The sequence below is a fragment of the Corallococcus sp. AB045 genome, from assembly GCF_003668895.1.
GTDB classification, from domain to species: domain Bacteria; phylum Myxococcota; class Myxococcia; order Myxococcales; family Myxococcaceae; genus Corallococcus; species Corallococcus coralloides.
In genome coordinates this window covers 1-17098 of record NZ_RAWN01000194.1, presented here as the reverse complement: position 1 = coordinate 17098, position 17098 = coordinate 1, and the positions used below count along the sequence as shown (strand labels likewise).

General features: G+C 69.3%; 15 protein-coding genes. 13 read left to right on the top strand and 2 right to left on the bottom strand.

From position 1 onward, the window contains the following. The 5 genes from D7Y21_RS33015 to D7Y21_RS32995 form a co-directional block, all read left to right on the top strand. On the top strand, positions 1 to 404 hold a 404-nt coding region (locus D7Y21_RS33015), incomplete at its 5' end, for a DNA-processing protein DprA (protein WP_199735539.1). Positions 405 to 427: 23 nt separating this feature from the next. Beyond that, on the top strand, positions 428 to 3022 hold the full coding sequence (gene topA, locus D7Y21_RS33010; protein WP_120565983.1) for a type I DNA topoisomerase: 2595 nt from the start codon (positions 428 to 430) through the stop codon (positions 3020 to 3022). Positions 3023 to 3186: 164 nt separating this feature from the next. Next, complete coding sequence (locus D7Y21_RS33005; RefSeq protein WP_120565984.1) at positions 3187 to 3942, top strand: MotA/TolQ/ExbB proton channel family protein; 756 nt, start codon at positions 3187 to 3189, stop codon at positions 3940 to 3942. Positions 3943 to 3967: 25 nt separating this feature from the next. Then, on the top strand, positions 3968 to 4492 hold the full coding sequence (locus D7Y21_RS33000) for a biopolymer transporter ExbD (protein ID WP_120565985.1): 525 nt from the start codon (positions 3968 to 3970) through the stop codon (positions 4490 to 4492). Positions 4493 to 4494: 2 nt separating this feature from the next. After that, complete coding sequence (locus tag D7Y21_RS32995) at positions 4495 to 5070, top strand: biopolymer transporter ExbD (RefSeq protein ID WP_120565986.1); 576 nt, start codon at positions 4495 to 4497, stop codon at positions 5068 to 5070. Between the two features lie 63 nt (positions 5071 to 5133). On the opposite strand, the gene D7Y21_RS32990 is transcribed toward D7Y21_RS32995, so the two are convergent. Next, entirely contained in the window at positions 5134 to 5526 is a 393-nt protein-coding gene (locus D7Y21_RS32990; protein ID WP_120565987.1) for a TraR/DksA C4-type zinc finger protein, read from the bottom strand. 228 nt (positions 5527 to 5754) lie between these two features. Between D7Y21_RS32990 and trmFO the strand changes: the two genes are divergently transcribed. The 3 genes from trmFO (at position 5755) to D7Y21_RS32975 (ending at position 11121) form a co-directional block, all read left to right on the top strand. Beyond that, positions 5755 to 7119 (top strand): methylenetetrahydrofolate--tRNA-(uracil(54)-C(5))-methyltransferase (FADH(2)-oxidizing) TrmFO, encoded by a 1365-nt coding sequence (trmFO, locus tag D7Y21_RS32985; protein ID WP_120565988.1) that lies wholly within the window; start codon positions 5755 to 5757, stop codon positions 7117 to 7119. Continuing rightward, positions 7116 to 8735, top strand: coding sequence for a PD40 domain-containing protein (locus D7Y21_RS32980; RefSeq protein WP_121717789.1), 1620 nt, complete (start codon positions 7116 to 7118; stop codon positions 8733 to 8735). Before trmFO ends, D7Y21_RS32980 begins: the two co-directional genes overlap by 4 nt. Before the next feature lie 103 nt (positions 8736 to 8838). Next, positions 8839 to 11121, top strand: a complete 2283-nt coding sequence (locus D7Y21_RS32975) for a kinesin (RefSeq protein ID WP_121717788.1) — start codon at positions 8839 to 8841, stop codon at positions 11119 to 11121. An 84-nt stretch (positions 11122 to 11205) separates the two neighbouring features. On the opposite strand, the gene D7Y21_RS32970 is transcribed toward D7Y21_RS32975, so the two are convergent. Next, positions 11206 to 12468, bottom strand: coding sequence for a hypothetical protein (locus D7Y21_RS32970; protein WP_147443336.1), 1263 nt, complete (start codon positions 12466 to 12468; stop codon positions 11206 to 11208). 160 nt (positions 12469 to 12628) lie between these two features. On the opposite strand from D7Y21_RS32970, the gene D7Y21_RS32965 reads away from it, so the two are divergent. From D7Y21_RS32965 to D7Y21_RS32945, 5 genes are all read left to right on the top strand, one after another. After that, positions 12629 to 13018, top strand: a complete 390-nt coding sequence (locus D7Y21_RS32965; RefSeq protein WP_233612373.1) for a DUF1801 domain-containing protein — start codon at positions 12629 to 12631, stop codon at positions 13016 to 13018. 81 nt (positions 13019 to 13099) lie between these two features. Next, positions 13100 to 13627: an ATP-dependent protease subunit HslV gene (hslV, locus tag D7Y21_RS32960; protein WP_120565992.1), complete on the top strand. Its 528-nt coding sequence runs from the start codon at positions 13100 to 13102 to the stop codon at positions 13625 to 13627. Between the two features lie 12 nt (positions 13628 to 13639). Next, complete coding sequence (gene hslU / locus D7Y21_RS32955; RefSeq protein ID WP_120565993.1) at positions 13640 to 15037, top strand: ATP-dependent protease ATPase subunit HslU; 1398 nt, start codon at positions 13640 to 13642, stop codon at positions 15035 to 15037. A gap of 58 nt (positions 15038 to 15095) precedes the next feature. After that, positions 15096 to 16319: an aspartate aminotransferase family protein gene (locus D7Y21_RS32950; RefSeq protein ID WP_121717787.1), complete on the top strand. Its 1224-nt coding sequence runs from the start codon at positions 15096 to 15098 to the stop codon at positions 16317 to 16319. Positions 16320 to 16411: 92 nt separating this feature from the next. Then, the coding region (locus D7Y21_RS32945) for a J domain-containing protein (protein WP_147469438.1) at positions 16412 to 17098 on the top strand (687 nt) is incomplete at its 3' end.

Sequence of the window (17098 nt, the reverse complement as noted above, 5' to 3'; positions counted from 1 at the left end):
CGGGGGAGGGGTCCGGGGCCCTCTACACGGCGGAGGCGGCGCAGGTGCAGGGCCGGCCGGTGTTCGCCCTGCCAGGGGACGTCTGGCAGCCGGCCGCGGCGGGCTGCAACGCCCTGCTGGCGGACGGGCGGGCCCGCGCATGCACGTCCGCGGAATCGATTTGCGCGGTCGTGGGCGTTCATCCGGTCCGCGCGGTGCCCGCGGGGCGGGACAGTGGGTGGTGGGAGGCGCTGTCGGCGGAAGCGCGCGGGGCCTATGGGCTGTTGGACCGGGCTCCCCGTTCGTTCGACGAGGTGCTCGCCGCAAGCCCGCTGTCGCCCGCGGCGCTCACGAGCGCCCTGGTGGAGTTGGAATTGTCGGGGCTGGTGGTCCAGCACCCGGGTAAACGGTACGAGAAGGTCTAGAGGCAGTTCGAGGTAGGAGAGCCATGGCCACGCGGAAGAAGACACAGGCGGCGCAGACGGAGGCGGCGGCGGAGGAGACGCCCAAGAAGGCGGCTGCGAAGAAGCCGGCGGCCAAGAAGGCGGCCAAGAAGAAGACGGCGGCGAAGAAGGTCACCGCCAAGAAGAAGACGGCGGCCCGCCGCCGTGGCGCGGACGCCGACGAACTCCCCGCCGTGGACGCGGACGCGGACGCTGAAGAAGAAGTGCCCGAGCGCCGTGGCAAGGGCCCGCACTACCTGGTCGTGGTGGAGTCGCCCGCCAAGGCCAAGACCATCAAGAAGTACCTGGGCTCCGGCTACACGGTGAAGGCGTCCGTGGGCCACGTGAAGGACCTGCCCAAGAGCAAGATTGGCGTCGACGTGGAGGACGACTTCAAGCCCGAGTACACGGTCATCAAGGGCAAGGAGAAGGTCCTCAACGAGCTGAAGAAGATGGCCAAGACGGTGGACCGCGTCTTCCTGGCGACGGACCCCGACCGCGAGGGCGAGGCCATTGCCTGGCACATCAAGGAGGAGCTGGGCCACCCGGACTCCCTGCGGGTGACCTTCAACGAGATCACCAAGCGCGCCGTGCAGGACGCCATCGCGCAGCCGCGCCAGCTCAACCAGGACAACTACGACTCGCAGCAGACCCGCCGCATCCTCGACCGGCTCGTCGGCTATCAAATCTCGCCGCTGCTCTGGAAGAAGATCCGCCGGGGCCTGTCCGCCGGCCGCGTGCAGTCCGTCGCGGTGCGCCTGATTGTCGAGCGCGAGGCGGAGATCAAGGCCTTCCAGCCCGAGGAGTACTGGACGCTGGACGCGCTGGTGCAGGGCCCGCAGGGGCCGCCGCCCTTCAAGGCGAAGCTGTCCCGCGTGGACGGCAAGAAGGTGGAGCTCAAGGACCGCGCCACCACGGACGGGCTCGTCGCGGAGCTGAAGGACGCGCCCTTCACCGTGGCGAAGGTGGACCGCAAGGAGCGCCGCCGCAACGCGCCCGCGCCCTTCATCACCTCCAAGCTCCAGCAGGAGGCGGCGAACCGGCTGCACTTCACCGCCAAGAAGACGATGACGCTGGCGCAGAAGCTGTACGAAGGCGTGCCGCTGGGTGAAGAGGGCCAGACGGCGCTCATCACGTACATGCGCACGGACTCCACGCGTCTGTCCGACGACGCCGTGACGCAGGTGCGCGAGTTCATTGGCCAGAAGTACGGCGCGGACTACCTGCCGCCGGAGCCCATGGTCTACAAGAGCCGCAAGAGCGCCCAGGACGCGCACGAGGCCATCCGGCCCACGTCCCTGGAGTACCCGCCCGAGCGCGTGCGTCCCTTCTTCGACGCCATGGACGAGCTGGACATGTTCCGGCTCTACGAGCTCATCTGGAACCGCTTCGTCGCGTGCCAGATGAAGCCCGCCGTCTATGATCAGACGGCCGCGGACATCACCGCGGGCCGCGCCACCTTCCGCGCGTCCGGCAGCACGCTGAAGTTCCCCGGCTACCTGGGCGTCTACGGCGCCGGCCTCACGCCGGAAGAGGAGTCCGAGCGCGACAAGGCCAAGGCCGCCGGTGAAGAGGGCGCCGAGGACGTGGTGGGCGAGCTGCCCCCGCTCAACGAGGGCGAGCTGCTCTCGCTGGACAAGCTGCTCAACGAACAGCACTTCACCCAGCCGCCTCCGCGCTTCAGCGAAGCGACGCTGGTGAAGGAGCTGGAGGAGCGCGGCATCGGGCGTCCGTCCACGTACGCGGCCATCCTCTCCAACATCCAGGACAAGAAGTACGTGGAGAAGCTGGAGAGCCGCTTCCGTCCCACGGACCTGGGGCAGATGACCAACGAGCTCCTGGTGAAGCACTTCCCCCATGAGCTGGACGTGTCGTTCACGGCCAGCATGGAGGAGAAGCTGGACCAGATCTCCGACGGCGGCGCGTCCTGGAAGACGGTGCTGCACGACTTCTACGGCCCCTTCAAGGAGACGCTGGAGAAGGCCGAAGCGGAGATGCGCGACGTCAAGCGCGAGGAGATCAAGACCGACATCGCCTGCGAGAAGTGCGGCAACCCGTTCGTCATCAAGTTCGGGAAGATGGGCCACTTCCTCGCCTGCTCGAACTACCCCGACTGCAAGAACACCAAGGACTTCAAGCGGGACGCCGAAGGGAAGATCGTCATCGTGGAGGAGGAGACCACGGACGAGAAGTGCGAGAAGTGCGGCAAGCCCATGGTGATCAAGCGCGGCCGGTTCGGGCGCTTCATGGCGTGCTCGGGCTACCCGGACTGCAAGACGTCCAAGCCCATCTCCATTGGCGTCAACTGCCCGGAGTGCAAGGTGGGTTACCTCACCGAGCGCCGCAGCGGCCGCGGGAAGATCTTCTTCGGCTGCAACCGGTATCCGGAGTGCAAGTTCGCCGCGTGGGACCGGCCGCTCGCGGAAGCCTGCCCGCAGTGCGCGTCGCCCTACCTCCTGCAGAAGTTCTCCAAGCGGGACGGCGCCTACATCGCCTGCCCGAACAAGGAATGCGACTACCGCCGCGAGGTGGTGGAGCCAGCCATTCCGGGGGCTTCCGCGGAAGGAGCGCCTGCTCCCACGCCCAGCGTGGAAGCCTGAGCAGCAAAAGCCCAGTCATTCCAGGGGGGTACGCCCGGCCCCCTGGCTTGACACCCTCGCGCACGAAGTCCTAGAAGTCCGGATTGCTCCCGGCCCGCCAGCATGCCTCCTGCCCGTTTCGCGGCAGGGGTGCGCGCGGGGGGCAGCGAAAGGACGCGGTCGCGATGATTCCCTCTGTCAGTGAGTTGCTGCGTGTCGTGGTGGCCGAGGCCGCCCCCGCGGCAGCGGGCCATGCTTCTTCGGGAGGCCTGGGGGAGTTCATCGTCGGTGCGTTCAAGGCCGGCGGCCCGTTCATGTTCGTGAACCTGTTCTGGCTGGCCGCCTCGCTGGCCGTCATCGGTGAGCGCGCGGTGACGCTGCTCTTCCGCTACCGCCTCAACGCGACGGCGTTCATCGAGCAGGTCCACAAGATGGTCCGCAGCGGCAACCTGGACCGCGCGGTGAAGTTCTGCGGCATGGCGCCGCGCTCGCCCCTGGCCCGCGTCATCCGCGCGGGGCTCATCAACGCGAACCGGGGTGAGCTGGAAGTGGCCAAGGCGGTGGAGGAGGCGCTGGCGGAGTACACGCCGCACGTCTCGCGCCGGGTGCAGTGGCTGTGGTCGCTCGCGAACATCGCGACGCTGGTGGGCCTGGTCGGCACCATCGTGGGCCTCATCGGCACCTTCCGCGCGCTGGGCAACGTGCCGGCGGAGCAGAAGCAGGCGCTGCTCTCCAACGGCATCTCGGAGGCCATGTACAACACGGGCTTCGGCCTCTCCATCGCGGTGCTCTGCATCGTGGCGCACCTGTTCTTCAGCAACTACGCCAAGAACATGGTGGAGCTGGTGGAGCTCAACGCGCTGAAGCTGGAGAACCTCCTGTCGCGCCGGGGCTCGCTGGAAGTCGTCCCCTCGGACTCCGACGTCCGCGCCGCGTCTTGAGCCGCCGAAAGGCACCGGACACGCCATGGCGTTCCACTACTCGCGCCGAAAGCTGAAGCCGAGGGAAGAGGAGGAGGCGGGCGAGCTGAACATCGTCCCGTACCTCGACATCCTCATGAACCTCATCATCTTCATGCTGCTGTCGATCACCGGCCTCACCGCCTTTGGCGCGCTCAACGTGAACGCGCCCAGCTACGGCGCCAGCGTGGGGGCGGGAGGGGACGCGGACGCGCCCAAGCTGAACCTGTCCGTGCTCATCTCCAAGGACGGGCTCTTCATCCGGGGCAACAGCGCGGAGATTCCCGTCACGGCGGAGAAGGTCCCCACGCTGTCCCTGCGCACGGACGGCACGCAGGACTTCGCCGCGCTGAACGCGCAGATGGTGAAGCTCAAGGCCGCCTTCCCGCAGGAGACGAAGGTCATCGTCGCGGCGGATCCGGACATCCCCTACGAGGCGCTGATCCAGACGATGGACGCCCTGCGTGAGACGACGGGCACCGTCGCCGAGCGCAAGCTGCTCTTCCCCGACGTCACCCTGGGCGTCCTCTAGCCATGTCCGAATCCGCGCCCCTGTCCGCCGAAGAAGCCGACCAGCTCGCGCGCATGCGCTACCGCCGGGCGCTCGCGCGCAAGAAGCGCAAGGAGCGCGAGGCCGCCAGCGAGGTGAAGGAGCTCAACATCACCGCGATGATGGACATGATGACCATCATCCTGGTGTTCCTCCTGAAGTCCTTCGCGTCGTCCTCCGCGGCCATCACCGCGTCCGAGGACGTGCGGCCGCCGGTGTCCTCCACGCGCACCTCGCCCAAGGACACGGTGGCCATCACCATCACCCCCAAGAACATCCTGGTGGGGGACAAAGAGGTGGTGCGGCTGAAGGACGGCCGCATCCCGGAGGCCCAGCTTCAGGGGCGCCTGGTGGCGGGGCTGGACGCGCAGCTGAAGAAGGAAGTGGCGAAGCTGAAGTACATCGAAGAGCGCAACCCGGCGGCGCCCTTCACGCATGAGCTGTCGGTCATCGCGGACAAGATGGTCCCGTATGATCTGCTGCTCACGGTGCTCTACACGGCGGGCGAGAACGAGCTGCAGAACTACCGCTTCATCGTGCTCCAGCGCGACGCGGAGTAGCCGCCGGACACACCACTCCCCCGCGCGGGATGGAACGCACGGGGGAGCGCTTGGACGGCTTCGCTAGAGGGACAGGCTGCCCACGTGGCGCGCGGCCTCCCGCGTCTCCTGCTCGTGCACGGCGGCGTCCTCTTCACAGCGGATGGCGAAGGGCATGGCCTCCAGCCGGTCCAGCGAGATTTCGTTGCCGCAGTCCACGCACTCACCGAACACGTCGTTGTCCATGCGGCTCAGCGCGGCGTCGATGAGCATGATCTCCCGGCGCTGCGCCTCGATGAGCGTGGAGAGCGTGTAGTCCGCCAGCTCCGCTTGCGCCTGCTCCTCGTACTCGGGATCACGCTCCTGATCCTTGAGGGCGGCCAGCTCGCGGCGGGCGCCCGCCTGGGCGGTCTCGGTCGTCCTGCGACGCTCCTGCAACAGGCCCCGGATCTTCAACAAGTCGTTGGCTCGGCTCATGGCTGCGTCACTCCCATCCCAGATTCGCGGTTGAAGGGCGCTCGCTCGGACGCTTCCCGTCCCGAGCGAAGACCGCGAGAAACCTAGGGTTGGATCCCAGGTGGGGAAACCTCACCTCCCATTCCGCACGCATGGTGGGACGTGGGGCAGGCGGGCGGACGTGAAAGGGCGTGGCCTCTCTGCTAACAGGGCCCTTTGGGGTCCCGGTGCGGGGGCCCGGAGGCATGCATGTCGGACGTGAAGCAGCAGCGGGTGACGGTGATTGGCGGCGGCCTGGCGGGGACGGAGTGCGCGTATCAGCTGGCGCGGCGTGGCGTGCCGGTGGTGCTGCGCGAGATGAAGCCGCACAAGCGCTCCCCGGCGCACAAGTCGGACACGCTCGCGGAGCTGGTGTGCAGCAACTCGCTGCGCTCGGACAACCCGGAGAGCGCCATTGGCCTCTTGCACGCGGAGCTGCGCGCGCTGGGTTCGCTGGTGCTCTCCAGCGCGGACCTGCACCGCGTGCCCGCGGGTGACGCGCTGGCGGTGGAGCGCGAGGGCTTCTCGCGCGAAATCACCACCCGGCTGGTGTCCGGCGCGGGCGTGGAGCTGGTGGGCGGTGAGGTGGAGAAGGTGCCGGAGGACGGCGTGGTGGTGGTGGCCACGGGGCCGCTGACGTCGGAGGCGCTCACGGTGGACCTGGAGCGCCACGTGGGCACGAAGCTCTACTTCTACGACTCCATCGCGCCCATCCTGTCGGGGGACTCCATCGACATGGACATCGCCTTCCGCCAGAGCCGCTACGGCAAGGGCGGCGGGGATGACTACCTCAACCTCCCCATGACGAAGGACGAGTACTACCGCTTCGTGAACGAGGTGAAGGCGGGCCAGAAGGTGGTGCCGCACAGCTTCGAGGAACCGAAGTACTTCGAAGGGTGTCTGCCCATCGAAGTGATGGCGGAGCGCGGCGATGACACGCTGGCCTACGGGCCCATGAAGCCCGTGGGGCTGAAGGACCCTCGCACGGGGACGGACCCGTACGCGGTGGTGCAGCTGCGCATGGAGGACCGGGCGGGCACGGCGTGGAACATGGTGGGCTTCCAGACGCGTCTGACCTGGGGTGAACAGAAGCGCATCTTCAGCGCGTGCATCCCGGGCCTCCAGAATGCGGAGTTCCTGCGGATGGGGCAGATCCACCGGAACACGTTCATCGACTCGCCCCGCCTGCTGGCGGAGGACCTGTCGTTGAAGACGGAGCGGCGGGTGTTCTTCGCGGGACAGGTGACGGGCGTGGAGGGCTACGTGGAGAGCGCGGCGTGCGGCTACCTGGTGGCGCTGGCGGTGCACGCGCGGCTGACGGGCGGTGCGTTCGTGCCGCCCCCGGCCACGACGGCGCTGGGTTCGCTGTACCGGCACCTCACCGGGGAGGCGCACCCGCCGGATCACCCGCACCAGCCCACCAACGTCATCTACGGCCTGTTCCCGCCGCTGTCCGGGCGGATGAAGAAGGCGGACAAGCGCGCGGCCTACTCGGCGCGGGCGAAGCAGGACCTGGCGGCCTGGCTGCCACTGGCGGGCGTTGTCGCCCAGACGGAAGGACAGACGAGCGCATGAAGCGAACCGGGATGTTGGGCCTGGTGGCCCTGCTGGCGGTGTCGGGGTGCAAGAAGGGCGAGGACAACGCCGCGCCCTCCCAGCGCAGCGCCGCGCAGGGGGACACGGTCCGCAGCGCGGCGAAGGGCACCGCGGTGGTGGGCGGGCAGGGGCAGCTGCTCGCGGCGGGACGCGCGGCGGACCTGCGCCTGTCTCCGGACGGGCAGTTCGCCACGTTCCTGCTGAACGGGCAGAAGCCCCGGCTGGACGGCATTCCGCCGCAGATGCTGGTGGGCTCGCTGCACGTCGTGCCGACGGCGGGCGGGAAGTCACGCGCGCTGGGTGACGGCGTGACGAACGTGCCGGGCAGCCTGCTGTTCTCCCAGGACTCGAAGCACCTGTTGTACGTGACGGGCTACAACCCGGCCTCGCAGTCCGGCGAATTGAACGTGCTGTCGCTCACGGACGCGGCCGCGGAGCCGGTGAAGCTGGGCACGGCGGTGAGCTACCTGTTGCCGTCCCCGGACGGCGTGCACGTGGCCTTCGTGGACGCGGGCACGCTGAAGCTGGGCAAGCTGCCGCAGGGGCCGTTCCAGGACGTGGCGGGCGAGGTGAGCACCGCGCAGTTCACCCCGGACGGCAAGACGCTGCTCTTCAAGCGCCGGCTGTCGGCCGCGGGCGGGCTGGCGGCGGTGACGGTGGGCTCCACGGAAGCGCCTCGCAAGCTGGCGGATCAGGTGGGCGACTACCAGGTGTCCTCCGACGGCAAGCACGTGGCCTACCAGGTGCGCAGCGAGGCCGTGCGCGGGATGTATGACCTGTACCTGGCGGACCTGCCCGCGCTGAAGGGCACGAAGCTGGCCACGGGCTCGAAGAACTTCAGCTTCTCGCCGGATGGCCAGTGGCTGGCGCGCACGGAGAACGGCAAGCCGGAGCAGCTGGGCGACCTGTACGTGGGCCCGGCGTCCGGAGGCGCGGGGCGCAAGGTGGGCGAGGCGGTGGAGGAGATGGCGTTCGCGCCGGACTCCAAGGCGGTGGCCTACCTGGAGAAGTATGATCAGCCGTCGCGCGCGGGCGCCCTGGGCGTGGCAGCGCTGCCGGACGGCGCGCCCAAGCGCGTGGGGGACCGGGTGCCCAACTTCGTGTGGGGCTCGGACAGCCGCTACGTGGCGTTCCTGTCGCGCTTCGTGAAGCCGGTGTTCTCCGTGGACCTGATGCTGTACGCGCTGGGCCAGGAGAAGGCGGAGAAGGTGCAGCCGGGCGTGTTCGGCTACGGCTTCGCGCCGAACAACAGCGCGGTGGTGTTCCGCACCAACTGCATCCGCAACGGCCGCGCGTGCGACTTCAAGGCCGTGGGCCTGAACGAGAAGCAGGCCGAGGCGAAGACGTGGCTGCAGGGCATCTTCAGCTACAAGATCTCCGAGGACGGTGCCCGCGTGCTCGCGACGTACGCGCGCATGGACTCGGACACCTACGACGTGGCCATCTACGACGTGAAGTCGGGGGCGCGGAAGACGCTCGACCAGGGCGTGCAGGTGCCCGTGTACTTCGCGGGCAAGGATGACGCGCGGGCCGTCTACATCATCGGCCAGGGGCAGAACCCCGGCGTGTACAGCGCCGTCGCCACCGCGCAGTAGCGGGTGACCCAGGGAAGGGAGGCCGCCCGGGCCTTCCTTCCTGGGCGCGGCCTGATGTTGAGGCGTGCACACCCGGACGGGGTGTGCTGTCCTCTCGCGCCGAATGGCACAGCTCGTCTATCGCCGCTACGGCGGCTCGCTCCAGGTCGACATCCCCGATTTCAACACCCTCACCGAAGCGGTGAGGATTCCCGCGACGCAGTGGACGGCGCTCGCGTGCCCCCTGGAGGGCATCGCGTGTGATCCGCACTTCCTCACGCTGATGGACGCGGACGGCAACCGCCGCATCCGGGTGGAGGAGCTGCGCGCGGCAGTGGACTGGACGGCGGCGCGGCTGAAGGACCGCAAGGGCGCGGACGCGGGCAGCGACGTGCTGGAGCTCTCGGCGCTCTCCGACACCGCGTCCAACCTCAAGGGCGCGGCGGAGCTGGTGCTGCGCACGCTCAACGCGCCGGACGCCACGAAACTGTCGCTGGAGCAGCTGCGCACCAGTGACAAGGCGCTGCGCGACGCGGGCAAGAACGGCGACGGCCTCATCGCGCCGGTGTCGTTGCCGGAGCGGCTGCGGCCCCTGGCGCAGTCCATCATCGCGGCCTTCCCGCAGGTGACGAACCGCGCGGGCCTGGCGGGCGTGGACGTGGGCCTGGTGAAGCGCTTCCGGGACGAACGCACGGCCCTGCTCGCGCACCTGGGCGGCCGGGACGCCGTGTTCACCTGGGGCACGGCGAGCCTGGAGCAGGCGAAGCGCGTGCACGACGTGGCGCCGCTGCTGGACGGCTATTTCGTGCAGTGCCGCCTGGTGGCCGCGCAGCCGGAGGCCGCCGCCAGCCTGCGCCTGCGCGCGGACCGGGTGGAGGGCGCGCTCGGTGACCTGGGCGCCATGGGGAAGGCCGCGAACGAGCTGCCCATCGCGCCGCCGGATCCGTCCGGCGTGCTGGTGTGGGCGCGGCTGTACCGCGGCGCCGGCTACGAGAAGCTGGAGTCCTTCCACCAGGAGGTGGCCACGCCGCTGTTGGGCGACGGCGTGAAGCTGACGGACACGGCCTGGCGCGAGCTGTCCGCGAAGGCGGAGGCCATCCTCGGCTGGCAGGCGAAGCGCGACGCAAGCCCGCTGCACGCGGTGGCGGACACGCTGGGCTCGGTGTCGGACGAGGAGCTGGACGCGCTGGAGTCGGTGAGCCGCGAGGACCTGTCGCTCAAGCCCACGCTGGACGTCATCGCGGAGCTGGAGCGGTTGGTGCTGTACCAGCGCTGGCTGCTGCAGTTCGCCAACAACTTCATCAGCATGCCCAACCTGTACCTGCCCAAGCGGCGGGCGCTGATGGAGCGGGGCACGCTCATCCTGGCGGGGCGCAAGTACACGCTGTCCGTGCTGGTGACGGACCGCGCGTCGCACGCGGCGCTGACGGGGCAGGGGACCACCTGCATCCTCTACGTGAAGGTGCTGCCCCGCGACGGCGCGGACGGCTACGAGGTGGCGGTGCCCGTCACCGCCGGCCGCAGCACGGAGCTCGTCGTGGGCAAGCGCGGCGTGTTCTACGACGTGGACGGCAAGGAGAGCGACGCCATCGTCACGCAGGTCATCCGCCAGCCCGTGTCGCTCTGGGAGTCGATGACCATGCCGTTCATGCGCATCGGCGCGTTCATCACCAGCAAGGTGGAGGGGCTGGCCGCGTCCGGGGAGAAGGACTTCGATGCGTCGCTGGAGTCCGGCTACAAGCAGACGGTGACCGCGCCTCCCCCCACGGCGGCTCCAGCCCCGGCGGCCGCGGCGGCGCCAGCGGCGGCTCCGGCGGGAGGCGGCATCGCGGGGGTGCTCGCGGCGGGCGGCATCGCGTTCGCGGCGCTGGGCTCTTCGCTGGCGTTCATCCTCACGCAGGTGAAGTCACTCACTCTGGTGGACGTCATCACCGCGGCGACCATCCTGGCCATCGTGGTGATGGCGCCCGCGGGCCTGCTGGGGTGGCTGAAGCTGCGGCGGCGCAACCTGGCGCTGCTCCTGGAGGGCTCCGGCTGGGCGCTCAATGACCGGCTGATGCTCACGCGCGGCGTGGCGACGCTCATCACCCGCAAGCCCAAGCTGCCGAGCAACGCGCGCGTGGACCACGTGGACCTGGTGCGCGGAGCGCTGCGCCACACGCAGGGCGACGACGAGACCGAGAGCATGTCGCTGGGGGCCCGTCTGGGGCTCACGCTGCTCATCCTCTTCGTGCTGGGCTGGCAGGTGCGCGTGCCCGTCACGGAGTGGCTGTGCACGTACCACTGGCTGTCCGGGGACGCGTGCCGCGTGCTGCTGCCCAAGCTGGTGCCGTCCGAGCTTCCGGGCGCGCCCGCTCCGTCGGGGACGGCTCCGGCCGCCGCGCCCGCTCCGGCGCCCGCGAAGTAGTCCGGGGCTCGCGGCGCGACGCGAACCTCGCGAGGCTCGGGGAGGACTCCATGCTTCCCCGAGCATGTCAGGTGCGCCCGCGCGCTACTGCCCGTCCGCCTCGCCCGCTCCGCCGAGGATGTCCTCGATCCGCACGGTCCGGATCTGCGCGAGGGCGCGCTCCTGCTCCTCGCGCACCATGTCCTCAATCTTCCGGGTGCGCATGAAGTTGAACATGCGCAGGGCCCGCGCGGTGCGCGCCCGGTAGCGCGCCGAGTTCGTCAGCTCGAGCATCCGCTCGACCCTCGCGAGCCCGGTCCTGGCCTTGGCCAGCAGCTGCTTTCCCTCCTCGACGGACTTCTCCCTCTGGTCCTTGCTGGCGGGGAAGAAGTAGTCGCTCCACGAGGTGAGCATGCCCGGCTGGAGGTTCGCGAGCCCCTGCTCCGTGTGCTGGATGGCTTCACGCAAGTCGTCGCGCATGATGTCGAGGATGGTGATGTCGTCCCGGACGATGTCGAGCTCCATGTCCCGGAACAGCAGCTCGTCGTCGATGAAGCCGGCCAGCTCCTCGAGATGGTCGGTGTCGTGCTCGCCGGCCTCCGCGTCGTGGATCTCGTTGTCGAGGAACTTCTTCATCCGGGCCAGGTCGCGCTTCGACAGCTTGTCCAGGTTGTCCCCCGTCTTGACGCTGGTCAGGAGGTAGTGGACGACGAAGAGCCGCTCCAGGTCGCCCCCGAGGATCTGCAGCCGGTTCTTGAAGTCCTCGGCGAGCAGGGTCGAATCCGCGTGCAGGATGGCGCCGCGCTCCTGCGCCTCCCTGGACTGGAACAAGCTGCTCACCTTGGCGCCGAAGGTCTCCCGCTCCTGCACCTGCGACTGGTAGGTCTTCACCTTGGCCCGGAGGGTGTCCAGGTAGTCCTTGGGCGCGGGCGACATCGCGGCGTTGTGCAGGATCAGTTCGCGCTGGATGAGGGCGAGCTTCTCCTCCTTCGTCGGTTCGAACCCCCGGCGGGCCAGGGGCACGGAGCGGTTGTCCGCCTTCGTCGCGCGCTCGAGCTGGATCAGCGTCCTTGCGTCGAGCGCGGTGAGCGATGCCCGGAAGGCGTTGAGCAACATCAGGTGGCGCCGGCCGTGCAGCTCCTGGAGGCTGATGTTCTGCGCGCGCGCCTCGATGATGTCCCGGGTCACCGCGCTACGGGGCACGAACCCCTCCGGGACGCCGTTCTTCAGCGGCTTGGGCTTCTTGCGCTTCGCCAGCTCCGCGAGCGCCGCGTCGAGCACCTCCTCCGTGACCATCCGCCCCGCCAGATGGATGCCCTGGAGCATGTTCGTCAGCTCCTCGTAGCCGTACTCGAGGACCTTCTTCATGATCCATCGCATCGGCAGCAGCTGAATGATTTCCAGGAGGAGCATCCGATGACGCTAGGATTGAGCGTCGAAGCGCGTCAACGGACGCCACGCATCGTGTCGGCCCCAGCGGCCACACCCGTGACAGGTTGGAAGTCACTCCACGAAGAGGGGACAGTCCGTGGCGAACCGAGGCGACGAAGTCGATCAGTTCATGGCGGAGCTCGAGCACCCGCTGAAAGCGGAGATTCAAGCCGTGCGCGCGGCCATCCTGGCCTCCGACGACACCATCACCGAGCGCATCAAGTGGAAGGCCCCCAGCTTCGTGCACTCGGGTGATGACCGCGTGACGTTCCGCCTGGCGCCCAAGGGCATCTTCCAGGTCATCCTCCACCGGGGCGCGAAGGTGAAGGACACGAAGGGCTTCGCCTTCGAGGACGACTCCGGGCTGGTGGAGTGGCTGGCGAAGGACCGGGGCGTCGTGACGCTGCCGGACGCGAAGACGGTGAAAGCCAAGAAGGCGGCCCTGGTGAAGCTGGTGGGCCGCTGGATGAAGGCGACCGCGACCTGAGCGCCTTGCGCAGGGTGAGGGAGCGGACAGCCGCGCGGTTTTTGTGGGTCGCGGACCGGTGGTCTTGTTAAACCCCCGGACATGTTCCACGGAACCACCATCCTCTGCGTTCGCCGCGACGGAAAGGTCGTCATCGCGGGCGACGGCCAGGTCAGCCTCGACAAGACCATCATGAAGAACACGGCGCGCAAGGTGCGCAAGCTCGGCGAGGGGCAGGTGCTCGCCGGCTTCGCGGGCAGCACCGCGGACGCCTTCACCCTCTTCGAGCGCTTCGAGGCCAAGCTCAAGGAGCACCAGAAGAACCTGGCCCGCGCCTGCGTGGAGCTGGGCAAGGACTGGCGCACCGACCGCTTCCTCCGCCGCCTGGAGGCGCTGCTCATCGTCGCGGACAAGGAGAAGACCTTCATCCTGTCCGGCGCGGGCGACGTCATCGAACCGGACCACGGCATCGCCGCCGTGGGCAGCGGGGGCCACTTCGCCCTGGCCGCCGCGCGCGCCCTCCAGGCGCACTCGAACCTGTCCGCCCGCGACATCTGCACGCAGGCCATGGCCATCGCCGCGGACATCTGCGTCTACACCAACGCCAACGTCTCCTACGAAGAGCTCTGAGAGGACCGCCCCGTGGCCGAATCGCGCAAGTTGTCCGCCTTCACGCCTCGCGAGGTCGTCAGCGAGCTGGACCGTTACATCGTCGGGCAGAACGACGCCAAGCGCGCCGTCGCCATCGCGCTGCGCAACCGGTGGCGCCGTCAGCAGGTGCCGGACGACCTGCGGGATGAGATCTACCCGAAGAACATCATCATGATCGGCCCCACCGGCGTGGGGAAGACGGAGATCGCCCGCCGCCTGGCGAAGCTGTCCCAGGCCCCCTTCGTCAAGGTGGAGGCCAGCAAGTTCACGGAAGTGGGCTACGTGGGCCGCGACGTCGAGTCGATGATCCGCGACCTCGTCGAAGCCGCCATCGCGCTCGTGCGCGAGGAGGAGACGGAGAAGGTCAAGCCTCGCGCGGAGGAGCTGGCCGAGGACCGGCTGATGGAGCTCATCAAGAACGGCGGGCAGGCGCGCACGACGTCCTCTCCGCCGTTCGGCTTCTCGCCGCCGCCCACCCCCGCGCCCGCGCCGCTGGGCGACAGCGAGCGGGAGAAGCTGCGCGCCCAGCTGCGCGCCGGCACGCTGGATGATCAGACCGTGGAGGTGGAGACCAACGAGAGCTCGCCCACGTTCATGCGCAACTTCAGCGGCCAGGGCATGGAGGAGATCGGCGTCAACCTCCAGGACCTGTTCAAGAACATGCCGGGCATGAAGAACACCCGGAAGCGCAAGCTGCGCGTGCCGGAGGCGCTCCAGTTGCTGCGCGCGGAAGAGGCGCAGAAGCTGGTGGATCCGGACCGCGTCCAGCGCGAGGCCGTGGCGCGCGCCGAGTCCAGCGGCATCGTCTTCATCGACGAAATCGACAAGATCGCCAGCCGCGAGGGCGGCAAGGGTGGCGGGGGCCCGGACGTCTCGCGCGAGGGCGTGCAGCGCGACATCCTGCCCATCGTGGAGGGCTCGGCCGTCAACACCAAGTACGGCCAGGTGAAGACGGACCACATGCTCTTCATCGCCGCGGGCGCCTTCCACGTCTCCAAGCCGGCGGACCTCATCCCGGAACTCCAGGGCCGCTTCCCCATCCGCGTGGAATTGGAGGCGCTGTCCGGCGAGGACCTGGTGCGGATTCTTCGCGAGCCCAAGAACTCGCTCATGCGCCAGTACACCGCGCTGCTCGGCACCGAAGGCGTGCGCCTGTCCTTCACGGACGACGCGGTGGTGGAGATCGCCCGCATCGCCCAGCAGGCCAACGAGCGCACGCAGAACATCGGAGCCCGGCGGCTGCACACCGTGCTGGAGCGCCTGCTGGACGAGGTGTCGTTCACGGCCAGCGAAATGGGCCCGCGCGACTTCCAGGTGGACGCTGCCTATGTGCGCGAGCGCCTGGCCCCCATCGTCCAGGACGAGGACTTGTCGCGCTACATCCTCTAGCGCGCTAGGGTCCGTGCGTCGTCACACCGCGTCATCAGGAAGAGAGAGGTAGACCACCTTGCAAACGCCGTCCCCCGCATCCGCCCCTGGTAACGAGAACCTCATCCAGAAGGCGAAGCAGCACCTGCTGCAGAACTACAAGCAGCAACCCATTGCCCTGGTGCGCGGGCAGGGCACGCGGGTGTGGGACGCGGATGGCAAGGGCTACCTGGACTGCATCGGCGGCATTGCCGTGTGCGCGCTGGGCCACTGCCACCCGGAGGTGGTCGCGGCGGCCAAGGCGCAGCTGGACACGCTGTGGCACGTCTCCAACGTCTTCTACTCGCAGCCGCAGATAGACCTGGCCGCGCAGCTCACCGACTGGGCGGGCCTGCCGCGCGCGTTCTTCTGCAACTCCGGCGCGGAGGCCAACGAGGCCCTCATCAAGCTGACCCGCAAGGTGATGAAGGACCGGGGCCAGCCCGAGCGCTTCGAGATCCTCACCTTCGAGAAGAGCTTCCACGGCCGCACGCTGGCCACCGTCACCGCCACCGGCCAGCCGAAGTACCACGCCGGCTTCGAGCCGCTGCCCCAGGGCTTCCGGCACCTGCCGTTCGGCGACCTGGAGGCGGTGCGCCGCGCAGTGGGGCCGTCCACCGCCGCCATCCTGGTGGAGCCCATCCAGGGCGAGGGCGGCGTGCGCATGGCGCCCCCGGGCTACTTCCAGGGCCTGCGCGCCCTCTGTGACGAGAAGGGCCTGCTCCTGCTCGTGGACGAGGTCCAGACGGGCATGGGCCGCACCGGCCAGCCCTTCGGCTTCATGCACCACGGCATCCGGCCGGACGCCATCAGCATCGCCAAGGCGCTGGGCAACGGGCTGCCCATGGGCGCCATGCTCTGCCGCGAGGAGCTGGCGGTCAGCCTCTCCGCGGGCACCCACGGCTCCACCTTCGGCGGCAACCTGGTGTCCGCCGCCGCGGGCAACGTGGTGCTGCGGCTGATGCGCCAGCCCGGCTTCCTGGACGAGGTGCGGGCCAAGGGGGAGCACTTCCTCGCCGGCGCGCGCGCGCTCCAGGCCGCGCTGCCGGAAGGCCGCATCAAGGCCGTGCGCGGGCAGGGGCTGCTTTGGGGCGTGGAGCTGGACCGGGAGGTCGCCCCCGTCATCGCGAAGCTGCGCGAGGCCGGCCTGCTGGTGAACTCCGCCGGGGAGGTGACGCTCCGGTTCGCCCCGCCCCTCATCATCACCCGGAACGAGCTGGACGAAGCGCTGGGCATCCTCCAGCGGGTCCTCTCCACGCTGTAGAAGGGGGAGCGGTTTGGCGGTGCCGGGAGGTTTGACGCCCTGCTTCCCGGACACCTACACTTGGGGATTCGCCAGCCCGCGGAACTGACACCTTGAGCGCGCCCAACCCCATCGTCGGCCTGGGGGGCAGGACCGACCACATCGCCACGGTGCCCCACCTGGACCCGGCCCGTCTCCAGCTCAGCCCCGAGGAGGGCTCCGTGCTGGCGTTGGTGGGCCGCGTCGAGCGCATCGACGCCGTGCTGTCCCGCTCCTCGCTGGGCGAGGCGCGCACCATCGCCGTGCTGCTGGCGCTGCGCGCCAAGGGGGCCATCGTGCCCGCGCGGGTGGTGCAGCGCGCTCCGCCCGTCGCCCCGGTGGTGGACGCCGCCCTGTCGGAGGAGGTGGACCTGGAGCCCGACCAGAAGCGCGACATCATCGAGATGGAGCGCTCGCTGGAAAAGATGGACCACCACGCGGTGCTGGGCGTGGCCCGGGGCGCGAGCCCCCAGGAGGTGAAGCAGGCGTATTACAACGCGTCACGCCGCTTCCACCCGGACCGCTACTTCGGCAAGAACCTGGGCAGCTTCCGCGCCCGGCTGGAGCGCATCTTCAAGCGCCTCACGGACGCCCACAACGCCCTCAGCCGCCAGGAGCCGTCGCGCGCCCCCGACGCGCCCCCGCGCGTCCCGACGACGCCTCCTCCGGCCGCCGCGGCTCCGCGGACGACGTCCGGGAGCAGCTTCGCGGCGGTGACGCCCCCCGCCGCTTCGGGCGCGCGCCCGCCCTCGGAGTCGTTC